14 protein-coding genes are annotated in these 17,256 nt (G+C 42.8%); 6 read left to right on the top strand and 8 right to left on the bottom strand.

Features of this window, described 5'->3' with window-relative positions; all coding sequences use genetic code 11:
* The first annotated feature begins 56 nt into the window (after positions 1-56).
* The 6 genes from H9629_RS02620 to H9629_RS02595 all read left to right on the top strand — a co-directional run bounded on the left by H9629_RS02620 (position 57) and on the right by H9629_RS02595 (position 5,534).
* Complete coding sequence (locus H9629_RS02620) at positions 57-542, top strand: NUDIX hydrolase (RefSeq protein WP_064095480.1); 486 nt, start codon at positions 57-59, stop codon at positions 540-542.
* A 4-nt stretch (positions 543-546) separates the two neighbouring features.
* Positions 547-1,686: a tRNA 2-thiouridine(34) synthase MnmA gene (gene mnmA, locus H9629_RS02615; RefSeq protein WP_191730482.1), complete on the top strand. Its 1,140-nt coding sequence runs from the start codon at positions 547-549 to the stop codon at positions 1,684-1,686.
* A gap of 7 nt (positions 1,687-1,693) precedes the next feature.
* Complete coding sequence (hflD, locus tag H9629_RS02610) at positions 1,694-2,425, top strand: high frequency lysogenization protein HflD (protein WP_064095482.1); 732 nt, start codon at positions 1,694-1,696, stop codon at positions 2,423-2,425.
* 54 nt (positions 2,426-2,479) lie between these two features.
* Positions 2,480-3,868 carry an adenylosuccinate lyase gene (purB, locus tag H9629_RS02605; RefSeq protein WP_191730481.1) on the top strand — a complete coding sequence of 463 codons (1,389 nt, stop codon included), beginning with the start codon at positions 2,480-2,482 and terminating at the stop codon, positions 3,866-3,868.
* An 88-nt stretch (positions 3,869-3,956) separates the two neighbouring features.
* Positions 3,957-4,592 (top strand): DUF2238 domain-containing protein, encoded by a 636-nt coding sequence (locus H9629_RS02600; protein ID WP_191730480.1) that lies wholly within the window; start codon positions 3,957-3,959, stop codon positions 4,590-4,592.
* A gap of 345 nt (positions 4,593-4,937) precedes the next feature.
* Positions 4,938-5,534, top strand: coding sequence for a DUF1269 domain-containing protein (locus H9629_RS02595; RefSeq protein ID WP_191730479.1), 597 nt, complete (start codon positions 4,938-4,940; stop codon positions 5,532-5,534).
* 132 nt (positions 5,535-5,666) lie between these two features.
* Here H9629_RS02595 and sohB read toward each other — a convergent pair whose 3' ends face one another.
* From sohB to H9629_RS02555, 8 genes are all read right to left on the bottom strand, one after another.
* A complete protein-coding gene (sohB, locus tag H9629_RS02590; protein ID WP_064095486.1) occupies positions 5,667-6,629 on the bottom strand; it encodes a protease SohB in 963 nt (320 codons plus the stop codon).
* Between the two features lie 545 nt (positions 6,630-7,174).
* The gene (pstB, locus tag H9629_RS02585; protein WP_225215695.1) at positions 7,175-8,086 is read right to left on the bottom strand and encodes a phosphate ABC transporter ATP-binding protein PstB; all 912 of its coding nucleotides are present in this window, start codon (positions 8,084-8,086) and stop codon (positions 7,175-7,177) included.
* 14 nt (positions 8,087-8,100) lie between these two features.
* Complete coding sequence (pstA, locus tag H9629_RS02580; protein ID WP_064095488.1) at positions 8,101-9,492, bottom strand: phosphate ABC transporter permease PstA; 1,392 nt, start codon at positions 9,490-9,492, stop codon at positions 8,101-8,103.
* Complete coding sequence (gene pstC / locus H9629_RS02575) at positions 9,492-10,871, bottom strand: phosphate ABC transporter permease subunit PstC (RefSeq protein WP_064101392.1); 1,380 nt, start codon at positions 10,869-10,871, stop codon at positions 9,492-9,494. Before pstC ends, pstA begins: the two co-directional genes overlap by 1 nt.
* A gap of 104 nt (positions 10,872-10,975) precedes the next feature.
* Complete coding sequence (locus H9629_RS02570) at positions 10,976-12,007, bottom strand: substrate-binding domain-containing protein (RefSeq protein WP_064095490.1); 1,032 nt, start codon at positions 12,005-12,007, stop codon at positions 10,976-10,978.
* A gap of 461 nt (positions 12,008-12,468) precedes the next feature.
* Entirely contained in the window at positions 12,469-13,818 is a 1,350-nt protein-coding gene (locus H9629_RS02565; RefSeq protein WP_064095491.1) for an MFS transporter, read from the bottom strand.
* A 172-nt stretch (positions 13,819-13,990) separates the two neighbouring features.
* Positions 13,991-15,523, bottom strand: coding sequence for a pyridoxal phosphate-dependent decarboxylase family protein (locus H9629_RS02560; protein WP_064101393.1), 1,533 nt, complete (start codon positions 15,521-15,523; stop codon positions 13,991-13,993).
* Positions 15,524-15,526: 3 nt separating this feature from the next.
* Positions 15,527-16,900 (bottom strand): diaminobutyrate--2-oxoglutarate transaminase, encoded by a 1,374-nt coding sequence (locus H9629_RS02555; RefSeq protein WP_064095493.1) that lies wholly within the window; start codon positions 16,898-16,900, stop codon positions 15,527-15,529.
* Positions 16,901-17,256: the final 356 nt, after the last annotated feature.

Here is a 17,256-nt window from a genome sequence, read left to right as displayed (position 1 = left end):
AGCCACACACCCCAAAATTTTATACAATAGTGCATCCTTTTCCATGGTGCTGCCTTATGACCGCTTGGACTGCTCACGTCACTGTCGCAACTGTTGTTGAAAAAGACGGAAAGTTCCTGTTTGTAGAAGAACATGCTGAAGGTGTGATGCACACAGTTTTTAATCAGCCAGCAGGTCATGTCGAATGTGGTGAAAGCATTATTGAAGCTGCCATTCGTGAAACTATGGAAGAAACAGGTCATACCGTGGAAGTAAAACACTTGTTGGGTATATATACCTATACTCCACCGATGTTCCCTGACCGCACCTATTACCGTTTCTGTTTCTTGGCCAATTCCATCGCCTATGATCCGAATGCCACTTTAGATACAGGCATTGTCGGTCCAGTGTGGATGACGCTTGATGAACTGATTGAGTCTGCTCGCGCACGTAGCCCACTGGTAATTAAAGCCGTGCAAGATGCACTTTCAGGTCAAAAATATCCTTTATCGCTCATTTACGAGCACCAAAATTCTCCCTTAATTTCAAATTTGGATGCCTAATCCTATGCAACAACGTGTCATCGTCGGTATGTCTGGTGGTGTAGATTCATCTGTGTCTGCAGCACTCCTACTTCAACAGGGTTATCAGGTTGAAGGTCTTTTCATGAAAAACTGGGAAGAAGATGACGGCACAGAATACTGTACGGCAATGGAAGATCTTGCCGATGCACAAGCCGTTTGCGACAAGATCGGGATTAAACTGCATACTGCCAATTTCGCGATGGAATACTGGGATCGCGTCTTCGAGCATTTCCTGGCAGAATATGCAGCCGGACGTACGCCTAACCCAGACATTTTATGTAATAAAGAAATTAAATTTCGTGCCTTTCTCGATCATTCAGTGAACCTTGGTGCAGACTTTATTGCGACAGGTCACTATTGTCGTCGTGGTGAAACCATGACCAACTCACGTGGTGAAGAATATGCACCGCTACTGCGTGGTGTGGACAATAACAAAGACCAGACTTACTTCCTGCATGCTGTCCATGGTCGTGAAATTAATAAGACTCTGTTCCCTGTTGGCGAAATTGAAAAGCCACAAGTCCGTAAAATTGCAGAAGAATTAGATCTGGTTACGGCCAAGAAAAAAGACTCGACTGGGATCTGTTTTATTGGTGAACGTCGTTTTAATGACTTCTTGAAGCAATATTTACCCGCTCAACCCGGAAAAATCGTACTGGAAGACGGTAAAGAGGTTGGTGATCATCACGGCTTAATGTACTATACGCTCGGTCAACGCGGTGGCATTGGTATTGGCGGTATGAAAGGAGCTGCTGAAGGCGCCTGGTTCGTATTGCATAAAGATATCGAAGGCAATCGTCTGGTGGTCGGCCAAGGCCATGAACATCCTCTCATGCAAAGTACTACACTTTGGAGTGAGGCAATTGACTGGGTGGCAGGTGAGCAGGATATTCCTGAAACAGGTTTCCGTTGCACAGCCAAAACCCGTTACCGTCAGACTGATCAGGCATGTACTGTGTATCAAGATTCAGAAGCGCCGAATGGTGTTCGTGTTGAGTTTGATGAACCTCAACGTGCGGTGACCCCAGGTCAAAGCGTGGTGTTCTATTCAGGTGAAGTTTGTTTAGGGGGTGGTGTGATTCATCATACCAATGCGCCTAAACCTGATTTTATAAAAGGATGAATTCGGCATGACGGAGTTACCATTTCAACCAGCCATAACGTTGAATACTCGTCAAAATCGTGCTTTGGCATTAGCGGGTGTGTTTCAGGCCACCCAGCTAACCCATATGACAGCGGTGACAGGTCAGCAAAGCATTGGTGAAAGTGGTAACTTCTATTTTGAACAGTTAATTAAAGCCAGTCTTAATATCCGCCCCGGCAGCAATCAGAACGCCCAGACATTAGACTTTTTTAACCAGTTGGCCGATGTTTCCTTAGGTTTAAAAACATTAGAAAGCAGCCTGATTCAGCCCTTCAACACTTCCCCCAAATCCAGAATTCCAAAACTTTCCAGTACAAAACTTCCAATGACCTATGCAATGGCACTTCTTCAGTTAGAAAAGAAGGTCTATAGCAATCCCAAATTTGTTGAAATTATTGAACAGTCCCAACAGAAAATTCTCAGACAGCTTTCTTTCTTTGATAATAATTATCTGCACCCCAGCATCATTGCCAATCTAGCTCAAACCTATGTCGATACTGCCGGACAGATTAATCCGCGCATTATGGTACGTGGCAATGCCGAAGCCTTTAAAGATGCCGGACACACCAATCGCATTCGTGCGTCTTTATTTACCGGTTTGCAAATGGCACACCTGTGGCGTCAGCTCGGTGGCAGCTCTTGGGGCATGGTATTTGGCAAACGCAAGTTGCTACAAGATATTCAGAATCTAGCGCGTTTACAGTTTCAGGTGGTTTAACTGATGCTGCACGTGTTTCGTTTTACGTTTAATTCCAAAATCTAAGGAATCGATATGAACGCTTTAACTGCACTTTCTCCATTAGATGGACGTTACGCGAGCAAATGTGATGCTCTACGTCCCTTTCTTTCTGAGTTTGGTTTAATCCATGCTCGTGTGACTGTTGAAGTGCGTTGGTTACAAGCGCTTGCAAACCACCCGGAAATTACTGAAGTTCCGGCGTTTTCAGGCGAAACTAATGCAGCGCTTGATGCGATTGTGAGCGATTTTTCTGAAGATGATGCCAATCGCATCAAAGAGATCGAACGCACCACCAACCACGACGTTAAAGCGGTTGAATATTTCCTGAAAGAAAAAATCGCTGGTATTGAAGAACTTAAAAATGCCGGTGAATTCATTCACTTTGCATGTACGTCTGAAGATATTAACAACCTGTCACATGCCTTGATGCTGAAAAGTGGTCGTGATGTACTGGTTGCATCTATGCAGCAAATCATTGATTCAATCGTTGCGCTTTCTGAAAAACATGCAGACCAGCCAATGTTGTCTCGTACTCACGGTCAAACTGCAAGCCCGACGACTTTGGGTAAAGAAATGGCGAACGTGGCTTACCGTCTTGCACGCCAAATCAAACAGTTCAAAAATGTTGAGCTACTGGGCAAAATCAATGGTGCAGTCGGTAACTACAATGCGCACTACTCTGCTTACCCAGACATCAACTGGCCTGCGCATTCACAAGCATTTGTAGAGTCTTTGGGTCTAGATTTCAACCCGTACACCACTCAGATCGAGCCACATGACTACATGGCAGAACTGTTTGATGCGCTTCGTCGTTTCAACACAATCCTGATCGATTTTAACCGTGATGTTTGGGGTTATATTTCGCTTGGTTTCTTCAAGCAAAAGCTGAAAGATGGCGAAGTTGGTTCTTCAACCATGCCACATAAAGTGAACCCAATTGACTTCGAAAACTCTGAAGGTAACTTAGGGCTTGCCAATGCTGTACTTGCCCACTTAGGTGAAAAACTTCCAGTTTCTCGCTGGCAGCGTGACCTGACTGACTCTACTGTGCTTCGCAACATGGGTGTTGGTTTTGCGCAAAGCTTAATTGCTTTTGAAGCGTGCTTAAAAGGTATTGGTAAACTTGAGTTAAACGCTGCGCGTATTAATGAAGATCTGGACAATGCTCAAGAAGTATTGGCTGAACCAATTCAAACTGTAATGCGTCGTTACAACGTTGAAAAACCGTACGAAAAACTAAAAGCGCTTACTCGTGGTCAAGCCATGACTCGCGACATGATGGTTGATTTCGTAAATGGTAACGAGTTGGAAGCTGTTCCTGCTGCTGAGCGGGCGCGTTTAGCAGAAATGACTCCTGCTACTTACACAGGTAATGCTGCAGATCAGGCAAAACAAATTAAGGACTTGATCGCTAAAATTTAATTCAGACGATTAAGACTAAAAGCGAAGCTCCGGCTTCGCTTTTTTATTTATAATTATGATCAGTTTAAAATAATTGCATAAGACGCCGATGATAGATCATCAATTAAGTAGCAAGCATTTTGTCAGTTTAGTGATTCTGGCAATCGCAGTTATAGTGGCCAGCATTCAACCTTTAGAAATAGAGTCATATTTGCTCCATCAAGCGGGCACAGTTTTTATGGTGCTGATGCTACTCCTCTGCTTATATAAGATTGGAATAAATTTTCTCAGTTTTAATCTTTATATTCTTTTTCTGCTGATCCATGTGGTGGCAGCCCATTATCTGTATTCTTATGTGCCATATAACCAGTGGATTGAGCAAATTTTTGGTTTTAATCTGAATGAAACAATGCATTGGTCACGCAATATGTTTGACCGTTTTGTTCACTTGGCCTACGGATTATTACTTTATCCTGTTTTTTATCGTTTGTTTCAAGTCTGGATTCCACAGCAGAAACCACTCACGATTTTTCTTTTGGTTATTCAATTTGTGATGGCCGGCAGCCTGATTTATGAATGGCTTGAATGGTTCATTGCTATTCGTCTGTCTGCAGAGGATGCGGAAAACTATAATGGACAGCAAGGCGATATCTGGGATGCACATAAAGATATGTTACTTGCAACCATTGGTGCCATAATCACAGGTAGCATCATGTTAATACAGTCGGATAAACAGTCTTCCTGACACTATCTTCTAATTTTATTAAAAAAATCATTTATATAGAATTTTATTTTCCACAATTAAATTTGACTTAAAATTGATATTAATTTTTAGCATAAAAATATTTATAGGAGACTCCCTGATAATAAAATGCTCTATTAATGGAAAGTTAAAATAAAATTTTAACTTTATTAATTCAATTTAATTCTGAGCAAGATAAAAGTAAAACCAGGACATCATTTTCCTTATTTGACTATACATGATCATATATAACTAAACACACCTTAATATCAACAAAAATTAACCCATTTAATAGACCTGAGATTGTATGATCTTCGATATCGAATAATTAAAACTAGGTAATAAGAAATGGCTCACAATATTATTCTGATCACATGGGATGAACCCTCAAAAGCCTTTGAAGGTTTTAATAAATTAAAAAATTCACCTATCCAAAATATTAACGAAATTACCCTTCTCAAACGTCACGAAAATGGAAATTTCAAAATTGAAGAACAATTAGATCCTAGGCAGGATAGCGGCTTGGTAGGCGGAGGCCTGCTTGGTGCCTTAATTGGAATATTAGGCGGCCCACTCGGGATTGTTCTAGGCTTTACTGCGGGTGCATTACTCGGTGAGTCTTATGACATTAATCATGAGCAGGACGATATGGCTGTATTGACAAAAATCAGCCAAGCCTTACCTGAAGAAAGCACAGGCTTGCTCATTGATGCTTATGAAGAATCTGAAGATTTTATTGATGCTTTATTTGACAAAACCGGTGCGACCATTTATCGCTGGAGTTTTGATGATGTGCAATCAGAAATTGAAGCGAGCGTTGAAGCCTGGCATGAATCGCAGCGTATCGCCAATGTAACCCTAAAAGAACAAAAAAAGGCTGAACACAAAGCAAGACGTCAAGCAAAATGGGAAGCTCTTAAATCCCGCTTCCATCTGTCCAAATAACCCGGCGAACAGATAGTCCAATCTTGAATCAATATCCTGTGATTACATCTTCAATGCAGGACATTATTGTATAGATAAAAAAAGCTCACAGAATATGAGCTTTTTTTATTCACTAACTTTTATAACCAATGATTACAGTTTTGGATCACGCATTTGTACCAAGTTTGCATTGGCTTTGCTTAAGCTTTCCATGACTTTATTCATGACAGTCGGCACAAGTGAATCAGCAATTTGCGCTGCTTGCAGGCCCAATTTTTCACCCAAAGTTGGTTTCTTGCGAGTCTGCAGTAAATAAATATCATGCTGAGTTAACACATTAAGCAAGTATTCATCCGAGGTTTGCAGGGTATCAACAAGATTAAGATCCAGCGCATCCCGACCATACCAATGCTCCCCAGTTGCTACTTTTTCAATATTGAGCTGCGGGCGATACTTCTCAACAAAATGTTTGAATAAAGCATGGGTTTGCTGCAATTCTTCCTCAAACTTGGCTTTACCCTCTTCGGTATTTTCACCGAACATAGTCACAGTACGTTTGTACTCACCTGCGGTATAGAGTTCAAAGTCAATTTTGTTATCTTTCAACAGACGGTTAAAATTTGGTACCTGAGCAACCACTCCAATTGAACCCACAATTGCAAAAGGCGCCGAAATAATTTCATTAGCGATACATGCCATCATATAGCCACCACTAGCGGCTACTTTATCGACACAGATGGTCAGATGAAAACCTGCTTCACGTAAACGCACTAGTTGCGCTGCAGCAAGTCCATAACCATGCACCATACCGCCTGGACTTTCCAGACGCACCACAACACGGTCACGGCCTGCTTTGGCAGTGGCGAGAATCAAAGTGATTTCTTCACGCAAACCTTCTACTGCGGAAGCAGCCATATCACCTTTAAAATCGAGTACATAGATTTTCTGATTGGTTTTCTTACGCGCACGCGCCTCTTTTGACAGTTGTTGTGACAACTGTAAAAGTTCCAGTTTAGAGCCAGTAGTTTGCGCTATTTTTTTTCTTTGTTCATTGATACGCGCATTGAGATGACTAATACGGATTTCAGCGGACAGTTTTGGAGTATGAAATAACATAAAAAATCAGTTCTCTATTTAATTAGTTCGGGCTTCTTACTTTAGATTAGGTCAATTTATGTTTTTTTCAATACAATATTGTTGCTTAATTGATTAGTATTACAAAAAACCTATTTCCTACTGATAGTCGGTCTTGGCAATCATACCCACTAACAGGGCATAATTCGCATATAAAGCTTTGTGCTGTTTTGTCTTATTTATATAGAGATTCAGACTTATCCCATACAGCAAGCAGATCCAAATAAAATATGCTGTCCTTTTACAGTTGATGCTATAAACCACCTACGATTACACTCAACGTAATCAGCAACATCAGAAAGACTGACATCTTTTTTATCATTTCCATAGACTGTACAACCTTTTCCATATTTATTTTTTGGTAGCTCTGCCATTTTCTAAAATTTAGTATGCTAAAGGAATTTTGGAAAAACTAGATTCTCTTTATTTTTCCAAAATTTAATGACCCTATTCCTTTATTCTATATACATTCATTCTGTCCAGAGATAAAAAAAGAGCTATATAGCTCTTTTTTCAGAAAGTAATAATTAACCAAAACGCCCTGTAATATAGGCTTCAGTCAACTGATGATCTGGCTGGGTAAAGACTTTTTCGGTCGAGTTGACTTCAATCAGATCACCCAGATGGAAATACGCAGTGCGGTCAGAAACCCGTGCAGCCTGTTGCATGGAGTGAGTTACAATCGCGATGGTATATTGCGTAGATAGCTCAGAAATCAACTCTTCCACTTTAGCGGTTGCAATAGGATCAAGAGCTGAACATGGTTCATCCATCAGGATCACTTCAGGTGATACTGCAATTGTACGTGCGATACATAGACGCTGCTGCTGACCACCTGACAAACCTGTTCCCGGCTGATTCAAACGGTCTTTCACTTCTTCCCACAAGCCGGCTTTACGTAGGCTGCCTTCCACAATTTCCTCAAGATCATACTTGTCACGTGCTAAACCGTGCAATTTCGGGCCATATGCTACGTTATCAAAAATTGATTTCGGAAACGGATTCGGCTTCTGGAACACCATACCGACTTGGGCACGCAACAATACCACATCCAGGTTTGGATCATAAATATCCTGATTGTCCAGCATAACCTTACCACTCACCCGACAACTGTCGATAGTGTCATTCATGCGATTTAAGGTACGCAGGAAGGTTGATTTACCACAGCCTGAGGGCCCAATAAAAGCAATCACTTCATTTTCATAAATGTTCAGGTCAATACCCTTAATCGCTTCCGCTTCACCATAGTACACATGCACATCGGAAGTACTAAGTTTCACATTCGTCACCTTTGCATCTTTTTTGCTGCTTTGTGTATCGAACTGGGAAACAAACGGAGTTGCCGGCTTTTGGGTCGCCTCATCCGAGCTAAATTGTGTCTGTTGTGAATTCACGGATCGATCCTTTTCTAAGGAATTTTGAATAATAGTTGTGTTCATGATTCTGCCCCCTATTACCAACGGACTTCAAATTTCTTACGTAGCCAGATAGCCAGACTGTTCAAGCTGATCATCATGGCCAGAAGTACAATAATTGCCGCTGCAGTACGACCTTCAAAGAAGTTACGCAATTCATTGCCTTGCCATAAGAAAATCTGCACCGGTAAAGCCGTTGACTGATCAAATGGAGTAGCTGGAACGCTGGCAACAAAAGCACTCATTCCGATCAATAATAATGGTGCTGTTTCACCCAAAGCTTGTGCAACTCCGATGATTGCGCCCGTTAAAATACCCGGCAAAGCCAATGGCAACACATGATGGAATACTGTCTGAATACGGGAAGCGCCGAGTCCTAAAGCTGCCTGACGAATCGAAGGTGGAACAGCTTTAAGTGATGCACGTGTGGTAATAATCACGGTCGGCAAGGTCATCAGACTCAGAACCAGACCACCCACCAATGGTGCTGAGAGTGGCAAATGCATCCAGCCAATGAAAATTGCTGCACCCAACAGACCGAAGACAATTGAGGGAACGGCTGCCAGATTGTTGATATTGACTTCTACGACATCGGTAATCCAGTTTTTCGGTGCAAATTCTTCCAGATAGATCGCAGAGGCTACCCCGATTGGAATCGAGATAAAGATCACGATCATCATCATGAACAGCGAGCCCATGAAGGCACCTGCCAGTCCGGAAGTTGCCGGCGAACTGCGCGAATCCGGGCTAGTAAAAATATTGGTATTGAAACTATTCTCGATTACACCAGCGGCTTTCATTTCATCCGCCACCTGACGTACTTCAGGACTTAGTTGCTGCTGTTCATCTGGAAGATCACGGTCAATATTTCCAGCTAACCAGACATCAACATTAGCATCAGCCAGAATTTTCACTTCTTTGCTTTGACCGACCAGAGCTGGATCTTTCATAACCATGTCACGCAAACGGTAAGCTTCCGAGCTAGTATATATAGAACCCAGTTCATCACGTTGACTTTCCAGCTTGCGGTCTTTGGCAATCATGCCGTTGATAATCAGGGCATCCCAATCCACCATGCCCACTTCGGTCTGCCATGCAATAAAGCGATCTTCAAACTGCACCGGAGATTCTCCTGCAAGAGGCTTTGGTTTCGGGCCAATATTCACAATGGCAGGATCGAAATAGATCGGCAAATTCATACTGCTTTGCCAGAATGCAGGAAGACCTTTGGACAAAATGCTACCGAACAGCAATACCACAAAGAACAAACCTGCAAGTACCGCAGAGAAACCAAATAGACGGAAGGTTTTTTCTTTACGATGACGTCGTGCCAAAGAGCTTTGAATGGTCTTCTTACGCTTTTCACGCAGCTCGGCAGCGACGGATGGATCAATACGCTGATCCACAGGCGTTGTATTTGAAGTACTCATTAGTCGTATTGCTCACGATATTTACGCACGATGATCAGTGCAACAATGTTCAAACCTAAGGTAATGACGAATAGCGTCAATCCTAGTGCAAAGGCCACCAGTGCTTGCGGACTAGCAAAATCAGTATCACCAGTTAGCTGATTGACGATGGTAATCGTAACCGTAGATACGGCTTCAAGCGGATTGGCATGCAGCTGCGGACTGTTACCGGCTGCCAGGACCACAATCATGGTCTCACCAATCGCACGTGACGCTGCCAACAGGAACGCACCAATAATACCGGGCAAGGCTGCAGGTAAAACCACCTGACGGATCGTTTCAGATTTGGTGGCACCCAAACCCAAAGAACCATCACGTAAAGCACGTGGTACTTGAGTAATAATGTCATCTGACAGAGAAGATACAAATGGAATGATCATGATGCCCATGACCAGACCGGCTGTCAGCGCACTGGTGGCATTAATTTCGAGTCCAACCAGAGCACCCATGCTTTTAAGGAATGGACCGATAATCATCAAGGCAAAGACCCCATAGACAATCGTAGGAATACCCGCTAACACTTCAATGGTTGGTTTTGCCCAAGAGCGGAATCTCGGTGAGGCATACTCTGCCAGATAGATCGCAATCATCAGGCCAACTGGAACCGCAACCAGAAGTGCGATCCCGCTGACCATGAGCGTGCCCCATAACAATGGCAATAAACCATAACTGCCCTCAGCACTGCCTGAGGTACTAAAACCCGGGTTCCATTCGGTACCAAAGAAGAAATCCAGTGGGCTGACAAAGCTGAAGAAGCGCATCGCCTCGCCAAACATCGACATCACAATCCCGAGGGTGGTCAGAATTGCCACACCAGAACACAATGCCAGGCCGATATTAATCATTTTCTCGACCTGGTTACGCGCACGAAATTCCTGGCTAATATGTTTCTTGGCCCAGACCAGACCAGCCAGCGCTGCCGAAATCACTACTGCCAGTTTGGCAAAGGTACCGATGGTTGAAAATTTAGCCAGCTGTTCTGCCGCTGCGACCTCATAAGCTGCAGGGGTATCACTCACCCCAAAACCTGAAGCTAGTGCCTGAACACGATCGATGACAACACTCAGACTTGCCGAATCCAGACTGGCCGAAACATTTTCTGGCAAATGCTTAAGTACCACCTGCTCCAGAAAACTTGGCTCAACCATGTTCCAAACAATCAAAATTAAAAACGCAGGGATACCACACCATAGTGCAACCAGGGCACCATAATATCCGGGACGCGAGTGTAAGTTTGCAGAATTGCTTCCCTTACCTGCTAAGTTACGGCTTTTACTTAATCCGATTTGATAGGCTATGGCCATGATGGCCAATAACACACCTATAAGTAGCAGATTCATGTATTCTCCACTGTTTTTTCAATTTTAATGGTTTGAAAAAACTTGTTTATCGCAAAAAGCCGATGGCAGGTTGACCCTACCACCAGCATTTTCAAAATCAGTGATTACTTCACTACAACCACTTTACCCGCCTTGAAATTTGCCAGAACTGCTGCACGTTCTTTATCAGACATTGAAATCAGACCTGCTTTTTCCAGCTTAGAGCCTTTGCCAGACACTTTTTTGTTCAGGAAGTATTCAGTAAACTGCGGTAAGCCTTTGATTGATTTTAAGTGTTCACCTTTAACGTAGAAGAACAGTGGGCGGGATACCGGATAAGCACCATTTAAAATGGTCTTTTCAGAAGGTGCTACATTGTTCACCGTCGCAACACGCAGACGGTCACGATTCTGGTCATAGAAACCTAAACCAAACACACCCACCGCACTTGGAGAAGTTTTCAAACGTGCCAATGTTTCGGTATAGTCACCGGCAATTTCAACTACACGGCCATCTTTACGGAATGTAGAACAGGCTTTTTTCTTGGCATCTTTGTCTAGAGACTTAATTGCAGCGTACGTTTCACAACCTGCATCCACCATTTTCTCCTGGAAGACTTCGCGCGTACCATGATTCGAAGCCGGGATTACCAGTGTGATCGGTTCATTCGGCAGGTTTTTATCAATCTGGTTCCAACGCGTATAAGGGTTAGCAACCATTTTTCCATTGGATGGAAGCTCTGCAGCAAGTGCAGCGAAGACATGCTGTGGACGCAGTTTATAAGCAGCTTTGTTGGCATTTGATGCAAATACAATACCGTCGTAACCGATTTTGATTTCTAATACCTGATTAACGCCATTCTTTTTACATTCTGCCAGTTCAGTACTTTTGATTTGACGAGAAGAGTTTGCGATATCAATGGTATTATCCCCTACACCATTACAGAACTGCTTTAAACCGCCTGAAGAACCGCCAGAACCGACGACTGGTGTTTTAAACTGTGGAAAAGTATTACCGAATTCTTCTGCCACGATACTGGCATATGGAAGTACAGTTGAAGAACCTGCAATTTGAATGGTGTCACGAGCTGCATGTGCAGTCGTTACAGCAGCTGCCCCGGTTACTGCTAATGCTAAAGCTAAATTTGTAAAGCGCATTCTAGTATCTCTCTCATTTATGCAAATTTGGAGTACACCACTTTTTATTCAGTTTTGTACTTCTTTCGATACCTGCATTTTGATTTTAGAATATGACAGATAAGTTACAGCTTTATTACGATTTAGTGATTTTTAATCTAGCGGTTTTTTCTTGATTAAATTTTTATGGATTTCAATGATTAAGTTCTTTATATCATTCAGTTCAATAAAAAATTTAGACCGATGACATGTAACATTTTTTATAAACCCGAACCCAAGATAAATCCTGCTCCTCAGTTTTACATAAGCCTATGACAAATAAATAACAGGCTAAACGGGATTCAGACCTTCTGGATTTTTGTGGTGAATTTTGATCTGGGAAATGACCTTTTTTGTTTTTTTAAAGCCCATAAAAAAAGGAGATCATTTCGATCTCCTTTTTATTTAAATACAGAATTTCAATCTAATTTTATACAAAAATATTATGCATCTACCTGAACCTTTGGAATGCGATATTTAATCAGGAAGACACAGCAGAGAGCCAATAATAGAGGTACGCCAAGCGCATAAAAATAACCTGAAACACCATATTGCGTGAGTACAATTCCGCCAATGGCTGATCCTAAAATTGCACCCATACGGCCCATTCCAATTGCCCACCCTGTGGCAGTTGCTCGAACTTGAGTTGGATATGCAGCGACCACCAGGTAATTCAAAGCCAACTGCTGACCGCCAATTCCAAATCCTGCCAATGCAATCAAAGCGAAGATATAGCCCCACTGATTACTTTCAATAAATAAACCTAAACCAGCGACGATCACCAATCCTGTAATTAGCATAAAAGTGAGAATTTTAGCTGTATTTACTTTAGGTAGCCAATAAGCTAATGGCAAGGCAAATAAGATAAAGGCAGCATTTACTGTAACGGATGCATAAGGCGCATTTTCCGGTGCCAATCCTGCCTGTTTCAATACAGTCGGCAACCACGATAACAACATAAACCACGCAATCCAGTTAAAGAAATAAGTACCCCATACGCCAATGGTAGTACGAGCCAAATTATTTTGAAACAAGATCGCCAACTTGGCTTTTTGTTGTTGTGTCTTATTTGGCTGAAGTAGGTCTTTGACTTTAATCTCGCCAATCCCCGGAGAAATTTTATTGAGAATTTTTTGAATTGATCTCAAAGAGGAACTTTTATTGTTTTGCGCTAAATATTCCAAAGATTCAGGCAACAAGAAATACATGACAAACAGCAATAGCAACGGGAATCCACCGCCAATCAAATAGATCCCTTGCCAACCTAGCACTGGCAAAATCTTGGCAGCCAGTAAGCCACCTAACATTGCCCCTGCTGGCAAGGCTAACAAAACGCCTGTAGTAACTGTGCCTTTGAAACGTTGCGGAGAATATTCGGCAGCCAATGCAAGCAACACAGGTGTCGCTCCACCCATCCCCAATCCAGCAATAAATCTCAATACTAATATTTGATCAACACTCGTCACATACGCAATAAATATAGTTGCTAGAGAAAAAATGGCCGTACATATGATTAATGTTTTTCGACGTCCTAATTTATCCCCTACTAGTCCTAAGAGCATTGCACCTATCGTCATTCCGACGATACCTGCAGTTAAAATCGGTGCTAATGCACCTGTTTCTAAGTCAAAGTGTACTAGCAAGGCGGGTGCAGTAAATGCAACAGCTTGGGTGTCAAAACCATCAAATAATGCAATCAGAAAACAAAGTGCAATGACCATCCACTGATACTTAGAAATTCTTTGATCAATCACCGTTTTGATGAGTGATTTTTCTTGTATATTTTGCTCCATATTTCCGAGTTTTCCATTTTATTTTGAATAGCTTATTATTTTGAAAAACACGCAGCAAAGACTTAAAAGGTATATTTATATATTGAGGCTAGTTTGATCCTGGCCTCTAAAACTAAAATTTAATTATAAAAAAAGGAGATCTTTCGATCTCCTTTTTTCACACCACAATCACTTATGCAATGGGTGGCGTATAAGTGCCATCAGCGATTGAATCCTTGATTCGATCCGCTTCTGCAAGCACCAATGCCAGCAAGTTCTTCACGTTATCAAGCGTTGCAACCGGGCTTAAAGTGGTCATTTTCAGAGACTGAACCTGTCCCACTTTCGTCACACCAATGTTCGCTTCACCACGCGCAAACAATTCGTCTGCTACGTTCTGGTTCAGGGCATCCAAAAATTCTGCTGGATAAGCTGCTGGAACTACACGGAACAGAACTGATGCAAATTGCGGCTCGACCAGAAGTTCCAGACCATCAGTTGCCTTGATATAGTCTGCCACTTCACGCGTCAATTTTACGCCATGGTCAATCATTGAACCATATAACTCTTCACCAAGTGCTTCAACGGTCATCCACAATTTCAACGCGTCAAAACGACGAGTCGTTTGCAGAGACTTCGATACCAGGTTTGGAACGCCATGCTCTTCATCATAAGCGGAGTTCAGATACTCAGCTTCATAATGCATGAAACGATAATTCGCCTCATCTTTCAGCAGGAACGCGCCACAAGAAATGGTCTGGAAGTAATGCTTATGAAAATCAAGCGTGATCGAATCAGATAATTCAATACCATCTAGCATTGAACGATATTCATTCGACAGGATCAGCGCACCACCCCATGCCGCATCGATATGCATCCACGCGCCATATTTATTAGTGATTTCACGAATCTGTTTCAGCGGATCAATCGCACCCGCATCCGTTGTACCTGCAGTCGCAACCACACATGCCACGATTTTACCTTCAGACTGAAGGTGCGCCATGGTTTTTTCTAGTGCATCTACGTCCATCTGTGCATTTTCATTCACAGGAACAGTTACAACAGACTGGAAGCCCATGCCCATCATGGCCATGTTCTTTTGCACAGAGAAATGTGCATTTTCAGAACAGATGACTTTGACGTTGCGCATTGCATCCGCAGGAATACCATCACGCTGAACAGACCACGGATTGCCGTTTTCGTCTTTCCAGTTTTTTGCGATGCAGGCATCACGTGCCAGCAATACACCCATCAGGTTCGATTGTGTACCACCAGAAGTAAATACCCCTGCCTGACCTGAACCATAACCCACTTTTTGACGCAACCAGTCGATTAACTGAACTTCCATCAAAGAACCCGCTGGGCTTTGATCCCAAGAGTCCATTGACTGGTTAGTTGCATTAATCAGCACTTCTGCAATCTGGCTTGCCACCATGGTAGGACAGTGCAAATGCGCTAGAGAATGCGGATGATGTACTTTCAGGCTTTTGTTGAGGAATAGCTCAACCATACGCTCTAAAGACTTCTGGAGGCCCATACCTTCTTGAGAAGGCTTGAAAGAAATTGCGCTACGCAATTCCTTAATGCTACCGCCTGGGTACATTTTGTCGTCTTGCAACCATGCTGCAACCGCTTTGGTCGCCTGTTCCATTGCTGACTCATAGTCAGCAATGGATGCAGCATCATTGCAGAGTAACGCTTTACGATGTTCTGCAAAATCTACCATGAATTATACGCCTCGAACTGCTATCAGAGCTTCAGCAACCGCTCTCTTGAAGCGGACAATAACTTCTTCACATTCTGTTTGAGTGATGATCAGTGGGCAAAGTAAACGGATTACCGTACCGTTACGACCACCTTTTTCAAGTAACAGTTTGTTGTTGAAACAAGCGGTCTGAATTGCTGCGGCCAATTGACCATCAGCAGGCAAAGAGCCCATATGATCCGCTGGTTTACGCTCGTCAACAATCTCAACCCCGATCATCAGACCACGGCCACGCACGTTGCCAATACATGGAAATTCATTGGCTAACTCTTTTAATGCAGACTGTAGATAATCACCGCGCTCTTGTGCATTTTGCGCCAGGTTCTGCTCTTTAATCGTATTGATTGTCGCAAGACCCGTACCCATAGCCAACTGGTTGCCACGGAAAGTACCGGTATGTCCGGCAGGCTGCCATGCATCAAACTTGCGTTTAATACCTAGAACCGCAAGTGGCAGGCTACCACCCACGGCTTTAGACATCACTACAACATCAGGCTCAATGCCGGCATGTTCGAATGCAAACATCTTGCCTGAACGCGCAAAGCCTGCCTGTACTTCATCAAGAATCAACACGATGTTGTGCTTTTCAGTCACCTCACGGATTTTTTGCAACCATTTTACTGGCGCAGTCACCACACCGCCTTCACCCTGAATCGCTTCGAGGATTACAGCTGCAGGTTTGGTCACGCCGCTTTCGACATCCTCAATGAAGTTTTCAAAGTAGTAAGTCAGGGCATCTACACCGGCTTCACCGCCAAGACCCAATGGGCAACGGTATTCATGCGGATACGGCATAAATTGCACGCCTGGCATTAAACCGTTCACTGCATTTTTCGCAGACAGGTTACCTGTCATTGCCAATGCACCGTGAGTCATACCGTGATAACCGCCAGAGAAGCTGATTACAGAGCTACGACCGGTAAAGGTTTTCGCGAGTTTGATTGCAGCTTCTGTTGCATCTGCACCGGATGGACCGCAGAACTGCAAGCAGTACTCTTCTTGACCACCTGGAAGATAAGAAAGAAGTGCTTCAGTAAAAGCATCTTTTAAAGGAGTAGTAAGATCCAGGGTATGCAATGGTAGACCGCTTGCAATCGTATCCTGGATGCTTTGAATGACTGCAGGATGATTATGGCCTAATGCCAACGTCCCTGCCCCAGCTAAACAATCAAGGTACTCAGTACCTTCAACATCGGTAACCCAGCAACCTTGTGCTTTCGCTATCGCTAACGGTAATTTACGTGGATAACTACGCACATTCGATTCCATCTGACTTTGGCGAGTCAAGTAGTATTCGTTTGTGGAATTGGTGGCAGGGTTTACAGAAGTAACGCTCATATCGAATTACCATCTCTGATATGGGTGAAAGAAATAAGTCTGGTGACGTTTGGTCCTTTGACTCGGCGCTTTATAAGGTTCTAGCTAGCAGTTTTGTATTCGAATAACTAGGAGGCGGATGATACCGAATTTTTCAGGAAAATAAATAACTTTCAGTCACATTTTGTCCTAATCTTTATCGAAAAAAAACATCGTGCCAATCCATCCCCTGAATCATCATCTTACAGCCTGATAGCAGAAAGGAAAGCCTGTTCTTTTATGCTTTTTTGTAGCACAGCTAATATTCAGAAAATAAATTTTAAAATTTATTATTAAACAATTAATTATTAACAATAAATATAGATTAAATAATAAGT

The sequence above is a fragment of the Acinetobacter pecorum genome, from assembly GCF_014837015.1.
GTDB lineage: Bacteria > Pseudomonadota > Gammaproteobacteria > Pseudomonadales > Moraxellaceae > Acinetobacter > Acinetobacter pecorum.
Note: the sequence above shows the minus strand (reverse complement) of the source record. Positions and strands in the feature narration are given on the sequence as shown.